We start from the raw sequence: 21,778 nt of genomic DNA on the forward strand, positions 1-21,778 counted from the left end.
TTCGTGTTCACAGGCATTGTTACAGACGTCGGCGAATTGATCGGCCGCGAGGATGGGCGCTTCGCTATCCGGTCCGGCTACGATGCCGGCGGCATCGCCATCGGTGCCTCCATCGCGTGCGACGGGTGCTGCCTCTCCGTCGTCACGGTGCGGGCTGACGGAAGGAATGGTTCCGCTTTCACAGTCGACGTTTCCAACGAGACCCTCTCCAAGACGACGCTGGGAAGCTGGCAGGTCGGCCGCCGGATCAATCTGGAGCGGGCCTTGAAGGCCGGAGATGAACTGGGCGGACACATCGTCTCCGGCCACGTGGACGGAGTGGGCCGGATCATTGATATGCGCCCCGACGGGGAAAGCTTGCGTGTGCTGCTGGAATTGCCCCAGCATCTCGCGCCTTATGCCGCACCCAAAGGCTCTATTGCACTCAACGGTACATCGCTCACCGTTAACGAGGTTGCGGGGGCTCGTTTCGGCGTCAATCTGATCCCCGTGACCTTGACCCAGACCACCTGGGGGCGCACAAAGCCCGGCGACGAGGTCAACGTGGAAATCGACCTCTTTGCCCGCTATGTGGCGAGGATTATGGAGTTTCGGACGTGACCACCGGTCTCGGAAAAATCGCGTACTCGGAAGGCACCGGGTTTCTTTCGTCGACGGCGGAGATTGTCGACGACATGCGCAACGGGCGCATGGTCATCCTCGTGGACGCGGAGCACCGCGAGAACGAGGGTGACCTCGTAATCCCGGCGCAAATGGCGACGCCGGATGCGATCAATTTCATGGCCAAACACGGCCGCGGGTTGATCTGTCTCACCCTGCTTCAGTCGCGTGCCCAGGAGCTCGGACTCGAGTTCATGGTGCGCACGAAGGCTGCACGCGAGCGGACGGCCTTCACGCAGTCGATCGAAGCGCGCGAGGGCGTTTCGACCGGCATCTCGGCGCATGATCGCGCGCGCACCATCGCGACGGCGATCGACGCGACTAAGGGTGCGTCCGATATCGTTTCTCCTGGCCATGTCTTTCCGCTCGTTGCCCGCGAGGGCGGCGTCCTGATCCGGGCCGGGCATACGGAGGCCTCCATCGATCTGTCGCGCCTGGCGGGCCTTTATCCGGCTGCGGTGATCTGCGAGATCATGAACGAGGACGGCACTATGTCCCGGATGCCGGACCTCATTCCGTTCGCACAGCGTCATGGGCTCAAGATCGGTACGATCGAAGACTTGATCGCTTATCGCCTGAAGCACGATCGCTTGGTCAAGCAGGTCGCACAGACGCAGGTTCAGAGCGCGTTTGCCGGATCGTTTGATCTCCGCGTGTTCACGACGACGGTCGAGCCCGTTGAGCACTTGGCGCTCGTCAAAGGCGATCTTTCGGCGCCGGGTCCGGTTCTCGTTCGCGTGCACGCAGTGAATGTGCTCGGCGACCTGCTCGGTGTGGGTGGCCAGCAGGATGCTGTCGCAAACTCCATGCGGGCCATAGAACGCGAAGGCCGGGGCGTCATTGTGCTGATCCGGGACCTCGGCGCCAAGAGCGTGTCGGAGTGGGTTGGACGGCGCGCCAAGGCGGCGTCCAGCGAGAAGTCCGCGCGGGGACGGCGACAGGTGGAAATCGGGGTAGGCTCGCAAATTCTGAGGGAGCTCGGCATTAGCGACATGGTGCTTCTCACCAATACGCCGGACGACGTCTATGTCGGCCTCGAGGCGTATGGACTGCGCATTGTCGACACGCGAGCGATCGAGTAGCCGAGCATGGTCAAAACTGAAAATCGTTCTCGCCCCGAAATGGATCTCCACTCCGGTGGGCGTCGCGTTCTCATCATCGAGGCGCCATACTATCAGGAAATCACCGATGAGCTCATCGGTGGGGCCCGAGCGGTTCTCGATGCGGCGGGCGTGGGCTATGATCGTCTGCCGGTGCCGGGTGCACTCGAAATTCCACAAGCCTTCGCTCAAGCCGCGACAGCTGGTCTCTTCGGCGGAAAGGGCGAAGCGGTTTATGCGGGCGCCATCATTCTGGGATGCGTTATTCGTGGCGAGACATCCCACTACGACATCGTTTGCAACAACACCAATCACTGGGTTATGGAGACGGCAATCCATCACAATATTCCGGTCGGCAACGGCGTTCTGACTGTCGATACCGAAGCGCAGGCTCTCGCCCGCGCGCGGGGTGGCGCCGACGGCAAGGGCGGAGATGCGGCGCGCGCCGTGCTCCGACTGATCAAGGTCGAACATGATTTCGGGCTGACGCGGTCATGAGCCTTCCGCGAAAAAAGAAGACAGCCGGAGACGCTCCTAAACCGCGCACGATCTCGCGCATGGCGGCCGTGCAGGCGCTTTATCAAATGGACCTTGCCGGCACCGACGCGGGCGAGGTGATCGAGCAGTTCACGGCGCTGCCGCCCGAGCCGGGTGAGGGGGATACTGCGCCAGAGAGCGAAGTCGAGACGTTGACCAGCCTTGAAGGCGGCGACGCGACGTTCTTCGCCGATGTGGTCAAAGGCGTCGTGCGGCGCCAGCGCGAGATCGATCCGCTCGTGGATCAGCAGCTACGCACCGGCTGGAGACTTGTACGCGTCGATTCCATTCTGCGCGCTATTCTCCGTGGGGGTGTATTCGAACTCCTGGAGCGCAGCGACGTGCCGGCGCGCGTCACCATCAACGAGTACATCAATATCGCGAAGGCCTTCTTCGAAGAAGATGAACCCAAGGTCGTCAACGGCGTGCTTGACCGGATCGCGCACAAAGTGCGTGCGAAGGAGTTCGAAGCCCCTGGCGAAGGAGGATAGCAGTGCAGGCGGACGACGCGGGGGGCGAGGACGAACTCATCGAGACCACCTTCGCGCCGCTTGCATCCGGATTTCCTGGCGCACTGGGTCTCAAGGACGATTGCGCCGTCCTGACGCCGGCGCCTGACGAGGATCTCGTTCTTACGACGGATGCGGTCGCCTCGAGCGTGCACTTCTTCGCTGACGATGCGCCTGGCGACATTGCCTGGAAGGCTCTGGCCGTCAACGTATCCGATCTGACGGCCAAGGGTGCGCGACCTCTTGCTTATCTCCTGTCTCTTTCTTTTCCGGAACGGCCGGAGCGCGCGTGGCTCGATTTGTTCGCCCAAGGTCTCGGCGAGGCCCAGGCCGCATTCGGGATTGTGCTGGCTGGGGGTGACACGGATCAGCGTCCCGGACCGCTCTCCGTCACGGTCACTGCGATTGGCAGCGTTCCCAAAGGGCGCATGGTAAGGCGCGCGACCGCTCAGGCGGGCGATCTGCTTTTTCTTTCCGGCACGCTCGGTGACAGTGCGCTGGGCCTCCAGCTACGGCAGGATCCCACACGGTCGGCCGCGATGGGTATCGATGAGGCCGAAGCGCGTGCGTTGGTTGAGCGCTATCTCCGCCCCCAGCCGCGACTTGCTCTTGCGCCCCATCTTTTGTCGTTCGCTCATGCGGCCATGGATGTCTCGGATGGCCTTTTGAAGGACTGTGGCCGAATGGCACGGGCGGCGGGACTTGCGGCCACACTCGAAGGTATTCAACTGCCATTCTCAAAGTCGCTGCGCGCTGCTCTTGCGCGTCGTCCGGAATTGTTCGAGACGGCGGTAGCGGGCGGTGACGATTACGAGGTCCTGGCAGCTGTTCCACCGTCCGATGCGGACGCGTTCCGGGCTGCGGCACGTGCCGACAACGTGGCTGTGACGGAGATCGGTCGCTTCGCTCGTGGAACCGGGCTGACCGTCATCGGCCTGGAGGGCCGCCCCTTTGTGGCCGCTGTGACTGGCTGGGATCATTTTCCCGCCAAGACGTGAACGTGAATGAAACTTGGGCTCGCTAGCGGACCCGCCGTAATTTCAAGGGTTTGGCGTTAGTTGGATTGATTGAGGGTCTTTGTTTGGCCATATCGGTTTCGTCTATGGGCTCCGAGTCACGTGCCTCGCGCCCAGGACGTTTTGGCCTTCGAGAACGGGGCCTTTGCAACAAGGGGTTGAATTTCCGGTGACACCGCTCTCGACGCTTCGCCGCTGCGGCGGTCTCCGCAGCTTCGGCTTCGTGCTCCTTGCGGCTGCTGGGGTCTGGTCCGGCAGCTCAGCCGCCGCTCAGGAAGGAAATTGGTGGGAAGGGATCACGAGCTTCGGTGCGCCCGACTATTCGGGGAAGCGCGCGTCGCTCGAGAGGACGCCGCCGCGTCAGGATGAATTGAACGATCTCCGCCCGAATGAAGTGCCGTGGCGTAGCGACGAGATGCTGCGCGCCATGGAGGGCGCCATCGCGCACTACGAGCGTATCGTCAACAAGGGCGGCTGGCCGATCATTCCGGGCAACCGCATGATGCGCCCCGGCGACGACGACGAGCGTGTCGCGCTTCTCCGGCGGCGCTTGATGGCGACGGGGGAACTGCCGCGTTCCACGAGCTATAACGACTATGCGTTCGACTCCGTTGTCGAGGCCGCCGTGGTTCGCTTCCAGGAGACGAACGGGTTGCGTGCGAACGGCCGCGTCGATCAGCCGACGCTTGCAGCGCTCAACATGACGGCGGAAGAACGTCTCGCGCAGCTCAAGCTCAATCACGGGCGCATTCTCGAATTGGTGCGGACACCGCCCGAGGAGCGCTACGTCCTCGTCAACGTTCCCGCCTATCAGCTTGAGGCCGTGGAGCGCTATCAGACCGTGTTGCGCCATCGCGTGATTGTCGGGCGGCAGGGGCGCGATACGCCATCCCTGAAGGCGTCCATTCGGAATTTGAACTTCTTTCCCTACTGGCGCGTCCCGGACAGCGTTGCGCAGCTCGACGTGTTTCCGCGGCTCGTGAAGGAGCCGGATTACCTGCAGAAGGAACACATCCGCGTCATTCAGGGCGACTTTAACGGGCCCGAGCTCGATCCGATCTCTATTGACTGGTCGCAGGCGGATGCGCGTCGGGTCAAGCTCAAGCAGGATCCTGGTCCGCAGAACGCACTGGGGCTTGTGCGTATCGACATGCAGAACGAGCACGGCGTATACATGCACGACACGCCGATGAAGCCGCTGTTCCAGCAGCGGGCCCGCGCCTTCAGCGCCGGCTGCGTGCGCGTACAGGACGTGTTCCAGCTCGTCGAGTGGATCGCGCGCTATGAGCCCGGCTGGGAGCAGCCCGGCCGCGTCCAAGCCGTACTCGATCAAGGGCAGGCGCTGGATGTTCAGCTTTCGCGTCCCCTGCCGGTGTATTTCACCTACATCACGGCTTGGGCCGAGCCCGATGGGCGCATCGAGTTCCGCCCGGACATCTATAAGCGGGATGGCGCGGCCGCGATGGCGGACGTCGTAGATCCGGATGCGCCGCCGCCGCCGGCACAGGGCCTTGCGCCTTAATTTTCAAAGGAGGGAGGTTGCCTTGTTTGGAAGGCAGTGGGATTCTCCCTCCGTCATGTTCGCGAATCTTACACAGTCCGCGTCGCAGTCGCTCCAGTCGCTGCGCCAGCGTTGGCCGGTTGCCCTTGGCGTGGTGGTGCTTGGAACGTGCGCCGCGTTCGCAATCGTGCTCAGCGATGAGCAGGGGCGCATGGACTTGCCGCTCGCCTATTCGGTTCGCATGACATGCGAGGATGACATCGAGGCGGCGCTCTGGCGTGGGGGTTGCGAGCGGATCGCTCCCGATATCGCCAAAACGGGGCGCCCGTCATTTCCGGAACTTTACTCGGCCTTTGTCACTGTTCATCACGAGCCGAATCCCGGCGCTGCAACCGCCGCGCGCTTCGCGTCCGATTCAAGTGACACAGGGTTCGACGTTGCGGCTCTGCTCAATGGCAAGCGCTACAATCTTGCGACCGTTGTGCCCGAGTTTGATGACGTACGCAGCCGCGCTCATGCCGAGGCGGTGATGGAGGCCATCGATCAACGCGATCGAGCGCTGCTGACGATCGGACGGGCAGGCCTTGGCTACGATGCGCTCATTGCCGGTGCACTCGCAAATCTCGTCCATCCCGGCGCGCTGGTCGAAGGCGCTGCGCAGTACGTCGCGATCCTGATGGGCACCGCCAAACGCAGCGACTTCACAGCGACCGGCGCGCCAGCGATACGATGACCGCGTTCCTAGGGCCGTTCCGGCTTTAGTTGGACCGCGGACCGACCCTCGTTCTTTGTTGCGCGCTCGTTCCTTGTATTATCGTGCTTCTTATCGGACATGGTTACTTGCATGGCTCCGCCATGGCCTGGTTCCCACATTTCCGGAAGCACTCTAGGCCTTGATGCGGTAGCCAGTCTTGAAGATCCACCAAATTCCGGCGAGGCAGAGCGCGAGGAACGCGAGCGTCATCGTCAGGCTGACGACGATGCTCACGTCCGAGATCTCATAGAAGCTCCAGCGGAACCCGTTGATCAGATAGACGATCGGGTTGAAGAGCGTCACGGTCTGCCAGAACGGTGGAAGCATGTTGATCGAATAGAAGGTGCCGCCGAGGAAGGTGAGCGGTGTCAGTATCAGCATGGGAATGACCTGCAGCTTCTCGAAGCCGTCGGCCCAGATGCCGATGATGAAGCCGAACAGGCTGAACGTGACCGCAGTCAGCACGAGGAAGCCGAACATCCACACGGGGTGTGCGATGCGGATGGGTACGAACAGGCTGGCGGTTGCGAGAATGATGAGCCCTAGAATGACCGATTTCGTTGCGGCGGCTCCCACGTAGCCGAGAACGATCTCGAAGGGCGACACCGGTGCCGAGAGCAGCTCGTAGATGGTGCCGGCGAAGCGTGGGAAGTAGATGCCGAAGGCGGCATTCGACGTGCTCTCCGTCAAAAGCATGAGCATCATCAGGCCGGGCACGATGAACGCGCCGTATGGGACGCCATCGATCTCGGTAATACGCGAGCCGATGGCTGCGCCGAAAACGATGAAGTAGAGAGACGTCGAAAGGACCGGCGACACGATGCTCTGCATGAGCGTGCGTCCCCAGCGGGCCATCTCGAAACCATAGATCGCGCGAACTGCCTCGAAGTTCATTTGGTTTGCCTCACGAGATCTACGAAAATGTCCTCGAGCGAGCTTTGGCTCGTCGCCAGATCTTTGAAGCCGATGCCGGCCTCACGCATGTCGTTCAACAGAGCGGTGATGCCTGTCCGCTCGGCCTGTGTGTCGTAGGTGAACACCAGAGTATGCCCTCCGGGCGCAAGCTCCAGGGCGTGCGCGGCGAGGCGTGACGGGACTTCCGTCAAAGGCTTTTGAAGCTCGACGGTGAGCTGCTTTTTACCGAGCTTGCGCATCAGCTCGGTTTTTTCCTGCACAAGGATAAGCTCGCCGTTGGCGATCACACCGACGCGATCGGCCATCTCCTCGGCTTCCTCGATGTAGTGTGTCGTCAAGATGACGGTGACCCCGCTCTCGCGGAGGCCCCGCACGATCTGCCACATGTCTTTGCGCAGCTCGACGTCGACGCCTGCCGTGGGCTCGTCGAGAAACAGGATGCGAGGTTCGTGGGCGAGGGCTTTGGCGATAAGGACGCGCCGTTTCATGCCGCCCGAGAGCGTCATGATGCGGCTGTCCTTCTTGTCCCACAGCGAGAGGTCGCGCAGCACTTTTTCGACGTATGCGGGGTTTGGTTTCTTGCCGAACAGGCCACGACTGAACGAGACCGTGGACCACACAGGCTCGAACATGTCTGTCGACAGTTCCTGCGGGACAAGGCCGATGATCGAGCGAACGGCGCGATAATCGCGCGCGATATCGAGACCATTGACGTGGATTGTGCCGCCAGTCGGATTGACGATTCCGCAGATGATGCTGATGAGCGTTGTTTTGCCCGCCCCATTGGGACCGAGGAGGGCGAAGATCTCCTTTTCCCGAATGTCGAGATTGATCGTTTTCAACGCCACGTGACCCGACGCATAGGTCTTGTTCACGTCTTTCACCGAGATGACGGGAGTCATGGGCCCCTGGCGCGGTCGGTTGATGGGAAGTCTCGACATAGTGGCTCTGCGAGCATGCCGCAAGCGCGTGGATTCTCGTGAGACGTGTACGGCTCTTAACGGCGATCAGTTCAATGGAACTGGTTTGAGCCAACATCCCGTGAGGCCTGCGGCCTTCAGGTTGCGGCACAGTGATTTGGCGTCATCGCGCGCTTGGGGAGGGATGAGGGAAAGCCGGTAATATGTTTGACGATCCTGACCCTGGACGCGGTCCACGCGTGCTTTCGCGGTTCCGAGCAAGCTGGGGTAGCTTGCTTTGAAGGAGCGAAAGTCCTGCTGGATTTCCTCGGTGTTGCGCCGTGTCGTGAGGACGATCAAATACGGCTGCTCGACAGCTTGCTCCGCGCTGAGCGCGGCGGGCGAGACGATTGTCGCAGCCTCGGCACTGGAGCCTGGCAGCGATGCCGCCGTGGTGTCCGCTTCGCTTGCTCCGAGGCGTCCGTCCAGCTTTTGTCCCGGCGCAACGTTCGATTGGCGGTGTTTGTGATCGTCGCTCGACGGCATGAAACTCAGCACACCAATGAGCAGCGCGACGGCGACCGCGGAAGCGGCTGTTTTGCCCGCGTTCTTGGGGTTGGCAATACCTGCACGCAGATCCGAAAGCCATGCCACGTAGTTGACGGGCTGGCGTTTCGACTTCTCCTGCCTCTTGGGCTGCGGACGTGGTGTCTGAGCCGTGGCCGGGATCGGGCGCTGGGGCTGTGGCGGTGGTTGGCGCAGCGGGTGACGCTGCTCGGGTACCGCGAAACCGGGTGAGGGCGATTGAGCCGTGGGCGGACGCAGCGCGGCGAAGCCTTGCTGAGCATAGCGTTGGGCATCCTCCTCGATTGCGCGGGAGGCCGCCAACAGTTCGGCGTGTGCACGCGATGGAGCGGGTTGGGGGCTCGGTGCCGCCAATCCTGACATTTTTGTTTCGAGGTGTTCGAGCAAATTGAGCGCGTGCTGCTGGGAGCTCAGAATATGCGTCAACACGGCGAATTCGAGCGGTTCATACGGCGGCACCGCGGCCATGATCTGGTCGGTCTCGCGCTGGATGCCCGAGATGATGCGCGCCGTGATTTCGATGTCGCCCGCGATCATGGGCGGCGCAAAGCGGCTGCGCTCGAGCACCTTAAGTACGCGGCGCGCAACGTTCAGCGAGATCTCTTGGATCTGCTGGCGCTCTAGCGCGGGATCGCGATCGAAGGCGGCCATGGCGTCGTGTTCGGTCCTACATCAGTTTATTCAGCATCAACCGGCATGACATTCAGGAAACATGCCACGCAGGTCTTCCATGGTGCATCCCGGTGCGCCCTCGATGCACTGGTAGTTCACGACTGGCGCGACGCCTTCGCTCGCAATCGAAATCTGGGTGCGAATCTTTTTCGTAAAACATCTCGCCTGTATGCCGCGGCCGGACAGCTCTATGGCTGCAAGAACGCTTTGCCCGATACAACTCGCGTTCTCGATCATGTACGTGGCCGAGGACGATTGCGTGATCGTCAGACACTCGGGATCGTAGGGGAGCTGCGCTCCCGATTTATCGTCTGCGTGTGCTTCGCCCATGGCGAACAGCCCGGCCGCCATTGCCGAGGCGACAGACACACGAAGGGACGCGTGACGCGCGGAATTCGCAAGGTTCACTAGGTGCACACTACGGACGTGAGGAAGCGATTTCAGGTAGGCCCAATCTGACTGTCGAGCTTGGGTTCGAATGCCACTCCCCCCGGACCGGCAACCCTACAAATCATATCGGAACATGACCGTCGAGTACGCTTTGGACGTGGCCGATCTGTGGTGCGGAAGGCTGGCGCGGAAGCGCCGCGAAAAGGTGGGGATAAACGGCTGCATGGCGGGCAGCTTGCCTGGATAAGAGGCGGCAGACTGGGGATGAGACGTTGACTGATAGATAGTTCCGGTCTCGGGCCGGCCCGGCTCTCTGCCACGCAGGCCCGTTTCATCCAGGGTCGAGATCGGCGCTTTGCGTTCCCGCGAAGCTGCTTGTCGGCCGCCTTGCCTGCCGGGACAATCTGCAGCAAGGCCGGTTGGCCCGAGACCTGCCTGGGCCCCGCCGATGCAACCTTAAGGCGTTGAAGTGGGTCGGGTTTATTTGCCTTTTGAGACACCAAGCGTTGGCGATGAGCTACTCGCGGTTGCTTTGCCAACGGATAGTATACACAATTTAGACTTTGGCGGGCTCCGGCAGGGGGCTATAACTCAATAATCGCTATTGAGTTGTGTGTTTACGGGTATTTCTTCGAGCATTTTGCAACCAATCGAGGTCTTCCATGGCGTCGACAGTGCACAAATCGTATTTCACGGATGACGATCTCGCGGTGCTGCAAGAGGCTTTCGACCTTGCGTGCAGCGACCTGCACCTCAGCCGCGTTGCTGTAGCGGCCCGGGAGCAACTGGGCGTCATTCTCTTCCAAATCGCGGAATCGGGCGAAATGGATCGCGGAGAACTCAGGCGGCGCGCCGTCGAGTGTCTCCAGGCCTCAACGATTGTGTGGCAGCCGGAGTTCCACCCTGCCACGCTCGTCTCGTTTGCGCGCAGCTTTAGCCCGGGCCGGATCGGGCACCAAGCCGGTCGCCGCTAACCCCAGCGGTTAGGGGGACGTCTTCTCGGAAACAATCTGAAAACTTGGCTCTGCAGGCTGATGGATGCAGCGAGTTTCGTTGCTACTGGGCCGCGGGCAGTCGGATCGAAGCTTCGAGGCCGCCGAGGCCAGAGGCGCCAAGACTGATCGTGCCGCCATAGAGCGTGGCGAGATCGCGAGCAATCGCAAGACCGAGGCCGGATCCTGCGCTTTGCGTATCCCAACGTTCGCCGACGTTGAAAACAACCTCGTGGGCCTCAAGCGGCAGGCCGTGTCCGTCGTCTGAAACCGAAATGTCGATCATGCCATCATCCACTGCGCTAGCGGAGACGCGCACCTGAGTTCGAGCGTGCTTGCCGGCATTGTCGATCAGATTGCCGAGGATCTCCTGGAGATCTTGCGCCTCGCAGGCAACGCGAAGCGGGACTGGAACGTCGACATCGAACTGGAGGTCGCGCTGGGAGTGGATGCGAGAGAGGGCCGCGACGACGTCGGATATCACATCACGGACATTGGCAGAGGCTCCAGGTGAGAGGCGGCCCGCGACGACGCGCGCCCGTGTCGTCTGATAGTCGATCTGGGTCTGCATCTTGCGACACTGATGCAAGATGGTCTCGGCCACATCGCGCTGACCGCCCGCTTGCAGGCGAAACGCTTCATCGGTCAGGATCGCGAGCGGCGTCTTGAGGCCGTGGGCGATGTTACCCGCCTGTGTCCGCGCCCTTTGCACGAGCTCGGTCGTCGAGGCAAACATGGCGTTGAGATTGTCGACGAGCTGCTGCACTTCGGATGGGTAGCTTCCCGGCAGGCTTTTCGTTCTTCCTGCGCGCACGTCATGCAGGGCGGTGTTGAGCTGCGCAAATGGGCGCATCGCGTATAGGATCAGCAGCGTCGCGGCGAGCACCATGGATAGGCCGAGGCCTGTCAGCGCCCAAGACAGCGTATAGTTGAAGCTTGCCGCCACACTGTCGAGATGACGTTTGTCCGTTCCAATAATGAATTGAATAGGCGGCTTGGCGGGATCCGTCCATTCGAGTGCTTCGGCAACGAGCAACTCGCCGGTCGGGCCAGCGACCCGATGGGTGTGGACGCCGACATCCAGGCGACCGTCCGGCGGCGTCTTGAGGGGAGCGGCCTTCATCGAAGGGGAGCGGGCAAGTACTTTTCCTTGCCGTTGGATCTCCCAATAGAATCCGGACTTCTCGACATCGTATCGGGGGTCGCTCAGCGGTGCCCGGAGCACCACCGTGTCATTCTCGACGCGCGCGAGACGCTGCAATTCCGACAGATGCACGAAGAGCTCGTCGTAGAACTGCTCGGACACATGAGATCTGAAAACGTTGGAGAGGATCAGCCAGGCGAGGATCATGCCGAGGGCGATCCATGCGGTCGCCGCAACGATGAGGCGGTTTCTAAGGCTTGCGGGTTCTTTCATGGTCTAGTCCATCCGGTAGCCAAGGCCGCGGATCGTTTTGATCAGATCGGCCCCGAACTTGCGGCGCAAGCGGCTGACGTAGACTTCGATGGTGTTCGACTCACGGCTGTTGTCCAGGCTGTAGAGATGCTCGGTGAGTTCGGCTTGCGATACGACGCGTCCGATCCGATGCATGAAATAGTTGAGCATACGCATCTCTTTTGCCGTGAGCTCGACGGGCTGTCCGTCGAGCAAGGTCTTTCCGGCGCTGAGATCGAGCGTGATGTTCTTGTGCGTGAGCGTTGAGCTTGCGAGACCCGCAGACCGCCGGATGAGTGCATTGAGCCGCGCGACCACCTCCGGGATGTGGAACGGCTTGGTGATGTAGTCATCCGCGCCGGCGTTGAGGCCGTCGACCTTTTCTGGCCAGGAGCCGCGTGCCGTTAGCACGAGAACCGGCATTTTGAAGCTGCCTGCGCGCCATTTGCGCAGCACTTCGAGCCCGGACATCTGCGGCAATCCGAGATCCAGCACAACGGCATCATACTGTTCCTCCGTTCCCATAGCGTAGCCGTCCGCGCCGTTATCGGCGCGCTCGACGGCAAAGCCGGCAGAACTCAATCCTTCCGACAGGCGTCTAGCGATTTCCGGGTCGTCTTCGATGAGCAGAACGCGAATGGCGGGCTCCTATGAGCGGATCTTGTTGTCTGGGTTGATATCACGGCGCACCTGAAACGGCGCTTAAAAGCACAGGGTTTCAGGAAGCCCGCAGGTTCGGTTCAGATCCAATTCAGCTTCATCCCGCACACCGCATCCAGGATTTTTGGGTCGGATCGGGAGGCGGGAATGCGTGGGTCATGGTTTATCGCTGCGGCTCTTGCGATGCCCGCTACGGCGATGACAGGCACGGGTTTGCCTGCTTCCGCTCGCGATCTCGCCGTTTCGCAGGTCCAGGTCGAGCGCATGGCGATCGAAATCGAACGCGCCAAGCCAACCTCGGAGCAAGTGATCGCTCTGCTTCCGGGCACGGTCGTGCCCGCGCTCAATGCCCGCATCGTCGCCGCAGCTCCCTTCGGCGGCACCATAGTGCAGGTTCTCGTCCTTCCAGGGCAGAAGGTCAGCAAGGGCCAGGACCTGGCGGTTGTTTCGAGCCGCGAACTGCTCGAAGCGGCGTCTAGCCTTGCTCAGGCCGAGGCCGAACTGCAGGCTGCCGACGCGATCGCCCGCCGTCGAAGAGATCTTGCCGAAAAGAACATTCAAAGCCCGACCATGGCCGACGAGGCTGAGGCGCAGGTCGCAAAAATCAAGGCCGTCATAGAGCAGCACAAGCGAATGCTTGCTCTCGGCGGTATCAGCTCCCCGGGCGTTGGCACCTATACCATCAAGGCGCCTGAAGCGGGGCGCGTCGTCGAGGCCAGCGTGATGCCGGGCGACAAGATCGAGACCATGGCGCCCGCCGTTACGCTCGATATGAGCGACGAACTCTGGATCGAGGCGCAGTTGCCTGCTCAGCTTGTCGCCCGGATTGTGCCAGGTGATCGCATCAAGGTCCAAGGTGGCCCAGAGGGCAAGGTCGTGTCCGTGGGCAGCTCCCTCGATAAGATGACGCGCTCCGCCAAACTGATCGCGAGCGTCCCCACCGACAGCAGGCTATTGCCCGGGCAGATGGTCACGCTCAGCATCATCCAGCAGGCGGAGACGGGTGCTCTGTCGGTGCCTGCAAGCGCCATAGCCCGCGTCGATGGCGTGGAGAGCGTCTTCGTCCGCAACGATAGCGGCTTCATGCTTGTGCCGGTTGAGGTCGCTGGGCGTTCGCCTTCGACGGCAACTGTGCACGGCAATCTTTCCGAAGGTGCGCAAGTCGCGGCGACCGGTCTTCCGCAACTTGAGCGGATGCTGGAGACGGAATGAGCCATGCTCAATCGCCTTATCAGCTTCTCCCTCACGCAACGCATCTTCATCCTGTTGTTGGCAGGCGCGGCAGCTGTCGCTGGCGCCTGGGCGTTTCGCACAATTCCGATCGATGCTTTCCCCAACATTTCGCCCGTTCAGGTGAAGATGATTTTGAAAGCCCCGGGGATGACACCGGAAGAAGTCGAGACGCGCGTCATCAATCCCATCGAGATGGAACTGCTCGGCATTCCCAACCAGACCATCCTGCGCTCGGCAGCTAAATATGCCATCGCCGACATCACACTCGATTTCGAGGACGGGACCGACATCTATTGGGCCCGGCAGCAGGTTGCCGAGCGCTTAGCCGGCGTGCGGGATCAATTGCCGACAAACATTTCTGGCGGCCTCGCTCCCGTGTCGACTCCACTCTCGGACGTCTTCATGTTTACGATCGACGGAGGAACTCTTTCACTCGAGGAGCGGCGTAGCCTGCTCGACTGGACCATTCGGCCGGAGCTGCGCACGATCCCCGGTGTTGCCGATGTTAATGCCCTTGGCGGTATGGTCCGTACGTTCGAGGTCATCCCTGACAACAAGGCCCTTGCTGGCGCCCGGCTTGGTGTCGAGGACATTCTCAAGGCCATCGACGAGGCCAACCGCAACGACGGCGCCGGACGCCTGAACGATGGTGAGAAGGCGCTTGTCGTTCGCGCGGCGGGCGCCATACAGCAGCCGCAGGATCTCGAGCAGATCGTTCTTAAAACCGAGGGCGAGCGTGTTCTGCGTCTCGGCGATGTGGCGAGCGTCAGGATCGGCAGTCTCACGCGCTATGGTGCCGTGACCAAGGATGGGGAAGGCGAGGCCGTCGAAGGGCTCGTGCTTTCGCTGCGCGGATCGGATGCGAGCGCTATCGTTGCCGCCGTTCGCGCGCGCCTCGACGAGCTCAAACCGAGCCTGCCGGATGGCGTCAAGATCAATGTCTTTTACGACCGTTCTGACCTGATCGAGAAGGCCGTTGGGACGGTGAGCAAGGCGCTCATCGAGGCGACAGCACTCGTCGTCGTCTTGCTCCTTTTGTTCCTCGGCAATCTGCGCGCAGCGATCGTTGTCGCGCTGACACTGCCGTTCGCCGCGCTCATCACGTTCGTCATGATGAAAGCCTTCGGGATGTCGGCGAACCTGATGTCACTCGGCGGCCTTGCGATCGCAATAGGCCTTATTGTTGATGCGGCCGTCGTCGTCGTGGAGAACACGGTCGAGCGGCTCCAGCACGACGGACAGAGTGACATCCCGCTGCTTCACAAGGTTTACCGCGCAGCTAGCGAAGTCGCGGTGCCAGTGGCGTCGGGCATTTTTATCATCTGCCTTGTGTTTCTGCCGCTGCTTTCGCTCCAGGGTCTCGAGGGCAAACTGTTCGCCCCTGTCGCGCTCACCATAATTTTCGCACTTAGCGGCTCACTCATTCTCTCCCTGACGCTCATTCCGGTTCTGTCATCGTTCTTGCTGCGGGGCGGTAGCCACGGCGAGCCGTTGCTGATGCGCATACTCACACGTGGCTACAAGGTCCTTCTCAAAGGCTGCCTCGCATTCCCATCGGCGGTGTACCTGACGGCTGCCGTTGCAATCGCTGCGGTCGTGGTTGCGTATGGCGCTGTGGGCAAGTCTTTCATGCCAACCATGGATGAAGGCTCGGTGATCATGCAGCTTACCAAGCTTCCGTCCATCAACCTCAAGGCCAGCATCGAGGGCGACCTTCGCATTCAGCGGCTTCTCAAGGAGAAGGTTCCGGAGGTTGAGACGGTCGTCGCTCGCGTTGGTTCCGACGAGCTTGGTCTCGATCCCATGGGGCTCAACGAGACGGACACGTTCCTCGTCCTGAAGCCCAAAGACCAGTGGCGTGTGCAGAGCAAGGAGTGGCTGGTCGAGCAGCTGCGGCAAGCGATGGCCGACATGCCGGGCGTGGAGTTTGCATTCACGCAGCCGATCGAGATGCGTACCGCCGAGATGTTGACGGGCGCACGCGGCGATCTGGCGATCAAGATTTTCGGGCCGGATCTCGCAATCCTTTCGGACCTTGCCGGGAAAATCCAGGGTGTGTTGCGGCAGGTCCAGGGAGCTTCCGAAGTCTCGACTGTCGCCAACGACAATGTCGAGTATCTCCAGATCGATATCGATCGGCTTACCGCAGGCCGCACGGGGCTCGCTGTGACGCGGATCGAGGATGAGCTCAGAGCCATGCTCGAAGGCGCGCCAGCGGGGCTCGTGTCCGAACCCGGTCGGCGTACCGAGATCATCGTGCGCGGCGCTGAGGATGTGCGCAACGATCCGCAGACTTTCACGTCCTCTCAGATCGCGGCCGGCGATGGGGGTATCGTGCGCGCAGGCGATGTCGCGAATCTGAAGCGGGTGAACGGGCCAGTAAAGATCGAACGCGAGAACGCCTCCCGGTTCGCGATTGTTCAGGGCTACGTCAACGGCCGAGATCTTGTCGGCTTCGTCGAGGAGGCGCAGCGCGCTGTCGCCGAGAAGGTCGACTTGCCGAAGGGCTATCGCCTCGTATGGGGTGGTCAGTTCGAGAACCAACGCCGCGCCGCGACCCGGCTTTCGATCGTGGTGCCGGCGGCGTTACTGCTCATCTTCGGCGTGCTTTTTGCGACGCTGCGCTCGATCCGGCAATCGCTGCTCATTCTTGCAAACGTGCCTTTTGCATTGGTTGGCGGCGTTCTCTCGTTGTGGATCGCGGCTGAATACCTGTCAGTGCCCGCTTCCGTCGGCTTCATCGCGTTGCTCGGCATCGCCGTCCTGAATGGCTTGGTGCTCGTCAGCCACTTCAATCAGCTTGCCGCGAGCGGGATGCCCATCGCGCAAGTCGTCTTTGAAGGGGCCGTCCGGCGCCTTCGCCCCGTGATGATGACGGCGAGCATCGCTGCCTTCGGCCTTGTACCACTCCTGTTCGCGACGGGGCCCGGATCCGAAATTCAGCGTCCACTCGCAATCGTCGTGATTGGCGGTCTCGTCACATCGACGGCCCTCACCCTCCTGCTCCTGCCCATTCTTTTCCGTCGCTTCGGATTGAGCGGTGACAGCGACAGCAACGAAATCCGGAATCCCCAATGGATCAATCCCTTTGCAAGCTCACGCTCGTCTATCCAACAGCCGTTGCAGACGGTCTCATCGAGATGATTTTGTCCTCAAAGCGCGTGATCGGCGGTTTCACCACCTTCGAGGCGGAAGGGCATGGCTTTGATTTTTCGCAGGCAAGCGCTGGCGAGCGGGTGCGCGGCCGCGTCGCGCGCGGCTTTCTCGTCGCGGTCATGCCGCGAGGGCATGCATCCCTGCTCCTAGATGACATTCGCAAGACGTGGCCGGTGCTCCACATGACGTACTGGCTTGAGCCGGTCCTCGAGATCGGCCGGCTGGTGGAGGGAAGCGCCCTGCGGGCCGAGCAGGCTGGAGTATCGCCATGAGCGTTTCGGCCAGTGGCTTTTCCCTGACTGCTTTGCTTCTTCCTCTTCTCACGTCAGGTGCCGCATGGGCGATTGCCGTGTGGGCGCTCAGGCAAGACGGCACGTGGACGAGCCTCATACGACGATTGCAGTCGGAAGCTGCCGAGAGCGAAGGGCGGTCTCGACGCCGCCATCTCAGCGCGAAACACATGCGAGACCGTGGCGTGACGGCCTATCTTATTGCTGTGATCGCGGGATCGATGCTCGCGAACGCCCGCCCCGTCTTGGCGCATGAGATCCAATGGAGCAAAGGGGCGGCGCGCACTCAAGGTTATGGCCAATGCGCCAAGGGGCCATGCCAGCGACGCACTTCCTTCGAGAGCAGTGTGCCGCATCGCCATCTTGGAAAAGGCAAGTGCGCGGGGCTCGGCGCGGGCGGCTACTCCTTGAATAGAGTTTTCGCCTGCTAACAACCGACGACGGCTTCTGCCTCAAAGCGGACGAACAGTGTTTCGTTACGGACCGAAGTCTCTCCGCATCTAGCCTTTTCTGGGCTTATCGAGGGGATAGAGGTCACTTACATAAAGGCTTTTAATCGCAGCGTCGTCGTAGCGCTCTTCAGCAACTTCGAGCACTGCGCCTGCGAGACGATCGGGCTCCAGTTCCTCCATGGCGTACTGAATGGCCGCCGCGGCGGCGTCGAAACGCTTGTATGACACCTTTGCAAAACGAGACCCTGTCCGCTTCGAGGGAAATAGCTCCGCAGGAGCGTTATAGTCGAACGCGCTCATGGTTTCAGGTCTCCTTGCAAGTTTGCCAGCTCGTGCTCTTTGGCAACGCGCTCGGTCCCCATCTGAGACTTGATGCGATAGGTGAGTACGCCGCCTTCGACGGGAAGAACCCGTGTTATGGTGAAGAGCGCCGGCCCGACGCTCGCGCGCCCGGGATGGTACAAGACTTTCTGTCCGACCTTGAATTTGTGATCCGCCATGTTCTTGTGTTGTCGCCTTCTTTTCGTTGCGCCTCCGCGAATCTGGTCGAGACGCTCGACCCTCTCCCAAAGGTCAGCGCATACGGCAGCTTCCGCGTTGCTCTCTGAGGCGCCGGTCGCCACCTGAACAAGCCATGCGCGCGTCATGGCGAGGTCGAGCAGCCGCAGAGATACCGCGCTGATACCGTCTGGTTTTTTGGGGAAAGGCATATTGGTGCTCCTTTCGGCGGGAGCACACGCATCTCTCAGTCACCGTGGCCAGTGCGCAATCGGTGATGGTTGCAATATGGGTGTCCAGCGATGATAAGTCCACCCCCGTTGGACAAGTGATTTGCCGCTTGTCAGCTTGGCTAGAACCGCGCCGAGCCACCGATGCCTTCGCGAATTTGCATTTACGCTCAAGCGTCTGCCGACCCAGCCGACGGGCGCGCCGTATTATTAACTTGTATTGGGTGCCCACTCCTCCTACATCCGCTCATCGAGTTGGCCGGATCTCCGCGCCCTGCGCCCTGTTAACGGGCTTACAAGTTCAGTCTTCCTCCCAAATCGATATTGAACGAGCTGCGCACGCCTGCGTGCGCTTGGCTCGTAATCGCATATGAAAAGGAAATTCGCATGGATCGCGGTATTGTAAAGTTCTACAACTCGCAAAAGGGGTTCGGCTTCATCACCCCAGACGATGGCGGCAAGGACGTGTTCGTGCACGCGACGGCACTTGAGCGCGCTGGCATGACGACGCTATCGGAAGGCCAAAAGGTCTCGTTCGACACTGAAGTAGATCGCCGCAGCGGGAAGACGGCAGTCGCAAATATTCAAGCTGCTTGATCGCGTGCATGTAACCTGAGGCGCGGACGCGGCGGACACGCGGCAAGTTTGGAGCAGTGCTCGTCTAGGGCGGCTCCTTTCTTTGTGTCCGTCCTGTTTACGAGAGGTATCCGATGGATCCATCTAGGCTGAAGCCCGACGCTGTTGCCTGCGATGAAAATCCGGCGCCTTCGGATGAGCAGGTCCTCGATGAGGAGTTGGACGTCGCCCCGCCCACACTTCGAGAGCGGCTGGAAAACTGGGGCTCGGATTAGTGCGCACCGATCCTGGCCTGGAAGGACAGGCATCAGCCGTCTCCGGCCTGCACTTTAGCCTCGTACTCCTCCAGCGAAAGCAGACCCAGTTGGGTGGCCGCGGCCCGGTCGGCAGGGGAAAGCACGTCCTGCACGACGGGTAGCCGCTTCCATTGGGCAAGCGGAGCCGAGCCATCGTCCGCCGGAACATACTTCGACGTTTTGATGCGCGCGTATCTGTGTACGTAGCGCGGGCAGTTGACGAAGATCTGAAGCGGCTTCACGCGAACCAGGAATTGCGCGCCGGGGACAGTGTTCTGTTCATCGAGGCTTGCGACCCCCTGTACGCGCAGCCTGCGTGGCCGCTCGAAGTCCATGAACAAGAGTCCCACGTTCGGGTTGTGCGCGATGTTGCCCATCGAGAGAAACATGCCGTTGCCGTCGAAGGATGGAAACACGAGCGTATTGTCCTCGACGGCGACAAACCCCGGCGCGCCACCCTTGTAAGACACCGTTGGATGGCCGCTGGGGTCGACAGTGGAGAGGAAGAAGAAATCCCTTTCCGAGATGAACGCAATGTCTTGGACCGTGAACTCCGAATGCACAATGGCTTCAACCGTTCGATCCGCCAACGCGCGCGCATCGTACCGGTTCTGGATCTCGCGATGGCAGTCCGAATAGATCTCGCTCAAGGTTGGCTCCTTGCGGCTATGCCGGAACGGATTGCTGTGGCGGGCGCAATGGCGAAACGCGCCGCTCCTCAACCATTGCGAACAAGTCGTCGACTCTGCGCCGCTCCTCGGCCGATTGTGGCAGCACGTAAGCGCATACAACGTAAATCGCAAGATTGACGACCAGGGCGACGGCGCCCGATGTCAGACCATAGGCCCACGGGAGGTAACCGGGGAAGACGAGTTCCAAGGCGACCGCAACGATGAAGCCTGCAATCATACCGGCGATGGCTCCCTGTTTGTTGCCGCGCCTCCAGAAGATGCCAAGGAATTGCGGGACGGCGAGTTGAATAATGCCTTGATACGCAAGCACGGCGAGCGAGAAGAGTGCGGGCAGCTCAAGACAGGCGAGCCATGACGACAGAACGGTCAGCACAAGCATGCCGGCCTTGGCAAACACGATCAGCTGACGTTCGCTGAGCTGCCAGTAATTTCCGATGAGGTCGTTGGCGATTTGAGCGCCGGTGGCCTGGATGTTGCCGTCCGTGTGTCCCATTGAGGCCGCCAGCACCACGACTCCCGCGAGGCCAAGCAGCCAGAGACCGCCCGCTTCCTTGCTGACGAGGAACCAGACGTCATTGGGATGCTCCGAGACGCCGGGCACCTTCGACGCCAGCATGCCGAATACGAGCAACGCCACGCCGAACGCGAGCGACAATGGTACGGCAACGGCAGCGGATTTCTTCAGGCTCTTGACGCCGTCGGCTGTGAACAGGCGCACGAAAATATAAGGCCAGCACCAGCCGCCGATAGCCCCGGTCAGGATGAGACTGAAAACGTAGAGGGGCCCTTCCTTGGAGCCGATGCTTGGGATTGCGAACATCTGCGGATCGAGCGAGGAAAAGGTGATGCCGCGCGCGTACACCATCCAGACGATCAGGCCAACTAGAATGGCACTGCCCAGAATGTACGCGGCGATACCCTGTGCCATGTCCGAGATCACGACGCCGCGCATGCCCATGCGAACCGTCCAAATCTGACGGAATGCGATAACGGCAACGCCGACGATCACCGCTTCGGCAAAGGAGAGCGTGCCAAGCGACATGTGCTGGAACAGCGTGCCGAGGGCCTGCATGCCAAGCACAAGCCATGGAATGCCCGAGACAATGCCTACAACCGCCGCAATCGTCTTGATGTGGCGCGAGTTGAAACGGAGCGCCAATAGGTCCGGCTGTGTTCTGAGCTCGAAAGTCTTGCCCCAGATCCAGACCGGCTTCGCCATCATGTACATGAGGACGACGGTGAGCAGGCTGTAGGACAGGACGTAGAATGAGATCACGCCGGCACTCGCTGCCATGCCACCGAAGGCGGTGAACATTGCGCCTGGATACCAGGTGTTGAGAAACGACATGGCCTGATAGTAGGGGCCGAACGAGCGCCCACCCACGGCGTACTCGGAGAAGTTTTTATCTTTGATGCCGCTGAACTGCAGGATCGCGATAATGATGGCGAAGAAGAGCGCGATTACGCCGAATGTGATGAGCATCAGCCGATCTCCCCATTCCGCGACTCGGTGAGGTAGGCGGCAACGATGCTGGCGGTGATGAAGACCGCAACCGCGATGAAATAGAACACGGACGCAGGCAGTCCCAGGATCGGTGTCGTTTTGCCGTCGACAGCCCAGTAGAGGGGAGGGGCCAGCGCGACCACGACGTCAAGCGCGAACCAAGCAGAAATCCATGGCGCCCGCCGGATGGGCGGCGCCTTGCGAAGGTCGGTCATCGTTTTCCTCC

The 21,778-nt window shown here is 61.1% G+C and carries 25 protein-coding genes; 14 read left to right on the forward strand and 11 right to left on the reverse strand.

Features of this window, described 5'->3' with window-relative positions; all coding sequences use genetic code 11:
* The first annotated feature begins 3 nt into the window (after positions 1-3).
* The 7 genes from VHO05_RS15415 to VHO05_RS15445 all read left to right on the forward strand — a co-directional run bounded on the left by VHO05_RS15415 (position 4) and on the right by VHO05_RS15445 (position 6,056).
* Positions 4-600 carry a riboflavin synthase gene (locus VHO05_RS15415; RefSeq protein WP_329647464.1) on the forward strand — a complete coding sequence of 199 codons (597 nt, stop codon included), beginning with the start codon at positions 4-6 and terminating at the stop codon, positions 598-600.
* A complete protein-coding gene (gene ribB / locus VHO05_RS15420) occupies positions 597-1,742 on the forward strand; it encodes a 3,4-dihydroxy-2-butanone-4-phosphate synthase (RefSeq protein ID WP_329647465.1) in 1,146 nt (381 codons plus the stop codon). The genes VHO05_RS15415 and ribB overlap by 4 nt, the downstream gene beginning before the upstream one ends.
* Before the next feature lie 6 nt (positions 1,743-1,748).
* Entirely contained in the window at positions 1,749-2,258 is a 510-nt protein-coding gene (ribH, locus tag VHO05_RS15425) for a 6,7-dimethyl-8-ribityllumazine synthase (RefSeq protein ID WP_329647466.1), read from the forward strand.
* Entirely contained in the window at positions 2,255-2,788 is a 534-nt protein-coding gene (gene nusB / locus VHO05_RS15430; RefSeq protein ID WP_329647467.1) for a transcription antitermination factor NusB, read from the forward strand. Before ribH ends, nusB begins: the two co-directional genes overlap by 4 nt.
* A 2-nt stretch (positions 2,789-2,790) precedes the next feature.
* A complete protein-coding gene (gene thiL, locus VHO05_RS15435) occupies positions 2,791-3,804 on the forward strand; it encodes a thiamine-phosphate kinase (protein ID WP_329647468.1) in 1,014 nt (337 codons plus the stop codon).
* Positions 3,805-3,991: 187 nt separating this feature from the next.
* Entirely contained in the window at positions 3,992-5,344 is a 1,353-nt protein-coding gene (locus VHO05_RS15440; RefSeq protein ID WP_329647469.1) for a L,D-transpeptidase family protein, read from the forward strand.
* A 55-nt stretch (positions 5,345-5,399) separates the two neighbouring features.
* Positions 5,400-6,056: a hypothetical protein gene (locus tag VHO05_RS15445; protein WP_329647470.1), complete on the forward strand. Its 657-nt coding sequence runs from the start codon at positions 5,400-5,402 to the stop codon at positions 6,054-6,056.
* Positions 6,057-6,209: 153 nt separating this feature from the next.
* Here the strand turns inward: VHO05_RS15445 and VHO05_RS15450 are convergent, their stop codons facing one another.
* The 4 genes from VHO05_RS15450 to VHO05_RS15465 form a co-directional block, all read right to left on the reverse strand.
* Positions 6,210-6,971 (reverse strand): ABC transporter permease, encoded by a 762-nt coding sequence (locus VHO05_RS15450; protein WP_329647471.1) that lies wholly within the window; start codon positions 6,969-6,971, stop codon positions 6,210-6,212.
* On the reverse strand, positions 6,968-7,894 hold the full coding sequence (locus VHO05_RS15455) for an ABC transporter ATP-binding protein (protein ID WP_329647472.1): 927 nt from the start codon (positions 7,892-7,894) through the stop codon (positions 6,968-6,970). The genes VHO05_RS15450 and VHO05_RS15455 overlap by 4 nt, the downstream gene beginning before the upstream one ends.
* Positions 7,895-7,999: 105 nt before the next feature.
* Entirely contained in the window at positions 8,000-9,127 is a 1,128-nt protein-coding gene (locus tag VHO05_RS15460) for a hypothetical protein (RefSeq protein WP_329647473.1), read from the reverse strand.
* A 36-nt stretch (positions 9,128-9,163) separates the two neighbouring features.
* Positions 9,164-9,478, reverse strand: a complete 315-nt coding sequence (locus VHO05_RS15465) for a hypothetical protein (RefSeq protein ID WP_329647474.1) — start codon at positions 9,476-9,478, stop codon at positions 9,164-9,166.
* A gap of 722 nt (positions 9,479-10,200) precedes the next feature.
* Between VHO05_RS15465 and VHO05_RS15470 the strand changes: the two genes are divergently transcribed.
* Positions 10,201-10,512 carry a hypothetical protein gene (locus VHO05_RS15470; protein WP_329647475.1) on the forward strand — a complete coding sequence of 104 codons (312 nt, stop codon included), beginning with the start codon at positions 10,201-10,203 and terminating at the stop codon, positions 10,510-10,512.
* Between the two features lie 82 nt (positions 10,513-10,594).
* Here the strand turns inward: VHO05_RS15470 and VHO05_RS15475 are convergent, their stop codons facing one another.
* Together VHO05_RS15475 and VHO05_RS15480 are read right to left on the reverse strand one after the other, a co-directional pair.
* Positions 10,595-11,947 (reverse strand): HAMP domain-containing sensor histidine kinase, encoded by a 1,353-nt coding sequence (locus VHO05_RS15475; protein WP_329647476.1) that lies wholly within the window; start codon positions 11,945-11,947, stop codon positions 10,595-10,597.
* A gap of 3 nt (positions 11,948-11,950) precedes the next feature.
* The gene (locus VHO05_RS15480) at positions 11,951-12,604 is read right to left on the reverse strand and encodes a response regulator transcription factor (protein WP_329647535.1); all 654 of its coding nucleotides are present in this window, start codon (positions 12,602-12,604) and stop codon (positions 11,951-11,953) included.
* Positions 12,605-12,772: 168 nt separating this feature from the next.
* On the opposite strand from VHO05_RS15480, the gene VHO05_RS15485 reads away from it, so the two are divergent.
* From VHO05_RS15485 to VHO05_RS15500, 4 genes are read left to right on the forward strand one after another with little or no spacing between them, the layout of a single operon-like run.
* Complete coding sequence (locus VHO05_RS15485; RefSeq protein ID WP_329647477.1) at positions 12,773-13,837, forward strand: efflux RND transporter periplasmic adaptor subunit; 1,065 nt, start codon at positions 12,773-12,775, stop codon at positions 13,835-13,837.
* A 3-nt stretch (positions 13,838-13,840) separates the two neighbouring features.
* On the forward strand, positions 13,841-17,002 hold the full coding sequence (locus tag VHO05_RS15490; protein ID WP_329647478.1) for a CusA/CzcA family heavy metal efflux RND transporter: 3,162 nt from the start codon (positions 13,841-13,843) through the stop codon (positions 17,000-17,002).
* Positions 16,933-17,286, forward strand: coding sequence for a DUF3240 family protein (locus VHO05_RS15495; RefSeq protein WP_329647479.1), 354 nt, complete (start codon positions 16,933-16,935; stop codon positions 17,284-17,286). Before VHO05_RS15490 ends, VHO05_RS15495 begins: the two co-directional genes overlap by 70 nt.
* Positions 17,283-17,735 carry a hypothetical protein gene (locus VHO05_RS15500; protein ID WP_329647480.1) on the forward strand — a complete coding sequence of 151 codons (453 nt, stop codon included), beginning with the start codon at positions 17,283-17,285 and terminating at the stop codon, positions 17,733-17,735. The genes VHO05_RS15495 and VHO05_RS15500 overlap by 4 nt, the downstream gene beginning before the upstream one ends.
* Positions 17,736-17,804: 69 nt before the next feature.
* Here VHO05_RS15500 and VHO05_RS15505 read toward each other — a convergent pair whose 3' ends face one another.
* Positions 17,805-18,056, reverse strand: coding sequence for a hypothetical protein (locus tag VHO05_RS15505; RefSeq protein ID WP_329647481.1), 252 nt, complete (start codon positions 18,054-18,056; stop codon positions 17,805-17,807).
* Complete coding sequence (locus VHO05_RS15510) at positions 18,053-18,466, reverse strand: hypothetical protein (protein WP_329647482.1); 414 nt, start codon at positions 18,464-18,466, stop codon at positions 18,053-18,055. The genes VHO05_RS15505 and VHO05_RS15510 overlap by 4 nt, the downstream gene beginning before the upstream one ends.
* 405 nt (positions 18,467-18,871) lie before the next feature.
* On the opposite strand from VHO05_RS15510, the gene VHO05_RS15515 reads away from it, so the two are divergent.
* Positions 18,872-19,081 (forward strand): cold-shock protein, encoded by a 210-nt coding sequence (locus VHO05_RS15515; RefSeq protein ID WP_329647483.1) that lies wholly within the window; start codon positions 18,872-18,874, stop codon positions 19,079-19,081.
* Between the two features lie 113 nt (positions 19,082-19,194).
* Entirely contained in the window at positions 19,195-19,335 is a 141-nt protein-coding gene (locus VHO05_RS15520) for a hypothetical protein (RefSeq protein WP_329647484.1), read from the forward strand.
* A 32-nt stretch (positions 19,336-19,367) separates the two neighbouring features.
* Here the strand turns inward: VHO05_RS15520 and VHO05_RS15525 are convergent, their stop codons facing one another.
* The 3 genes from VHO05_RS15525 to VHO05_RS15535 are packed head-to-tail and all read right to left on the reverse strand — an operon-like array spanning position 19,368 to position 21,767.
* Positions 19,368-20,006 (reverse strand): pyridoxamine 5'-phosphate oxidase family protein, encoded by a 639-nt coding sequence (locus VHO05_RS15525; protein WP_329647485.1) that lies wholly within the window; start codon positions 20,004-20,006, stop codon positions 19,368-19,370.
* Between the two features lie 16 nt (positions 20,007-20,022).
* Positions 20,023-21,531: a sodium:solute symporter family protein gene (locus VHO05_RS15530; RefSeq protein WP_329647486.1), complete on the reverse strand. Its 1,509-nt coding sequence runs from the start codon at positions 21,529-21,531 to the stop codon at positions 20,023-20,025.
* Positions 21,531-21,767, reverse strand: a complete 237-nt coding sequence (locus VHO05_RS15535) for a hypothetical protein (RefSeq protein ID WP_329647487.1) — start codon at positions 21,765-21,767, stop codon at positions 21,531-21,533. The genes VHO05_RS15530 and VHO05_RS15535 overlap by 1 nt, the downstream gene beginning before the upstream one ends.
* Positions 21,768-21,778 lie beyond the last annotated feature (11 nt).

Origin of the sequence: Hyphomicrobium sp. (assembly GCF_036262015.1) — a bacterium.
Taxonomy (GTDB): Bacteria; Pseudomonadota; Alphaproteobacteria; order Rhizobiales; family Hyphomicrobiaceae; genus Hyphomicrobium_C.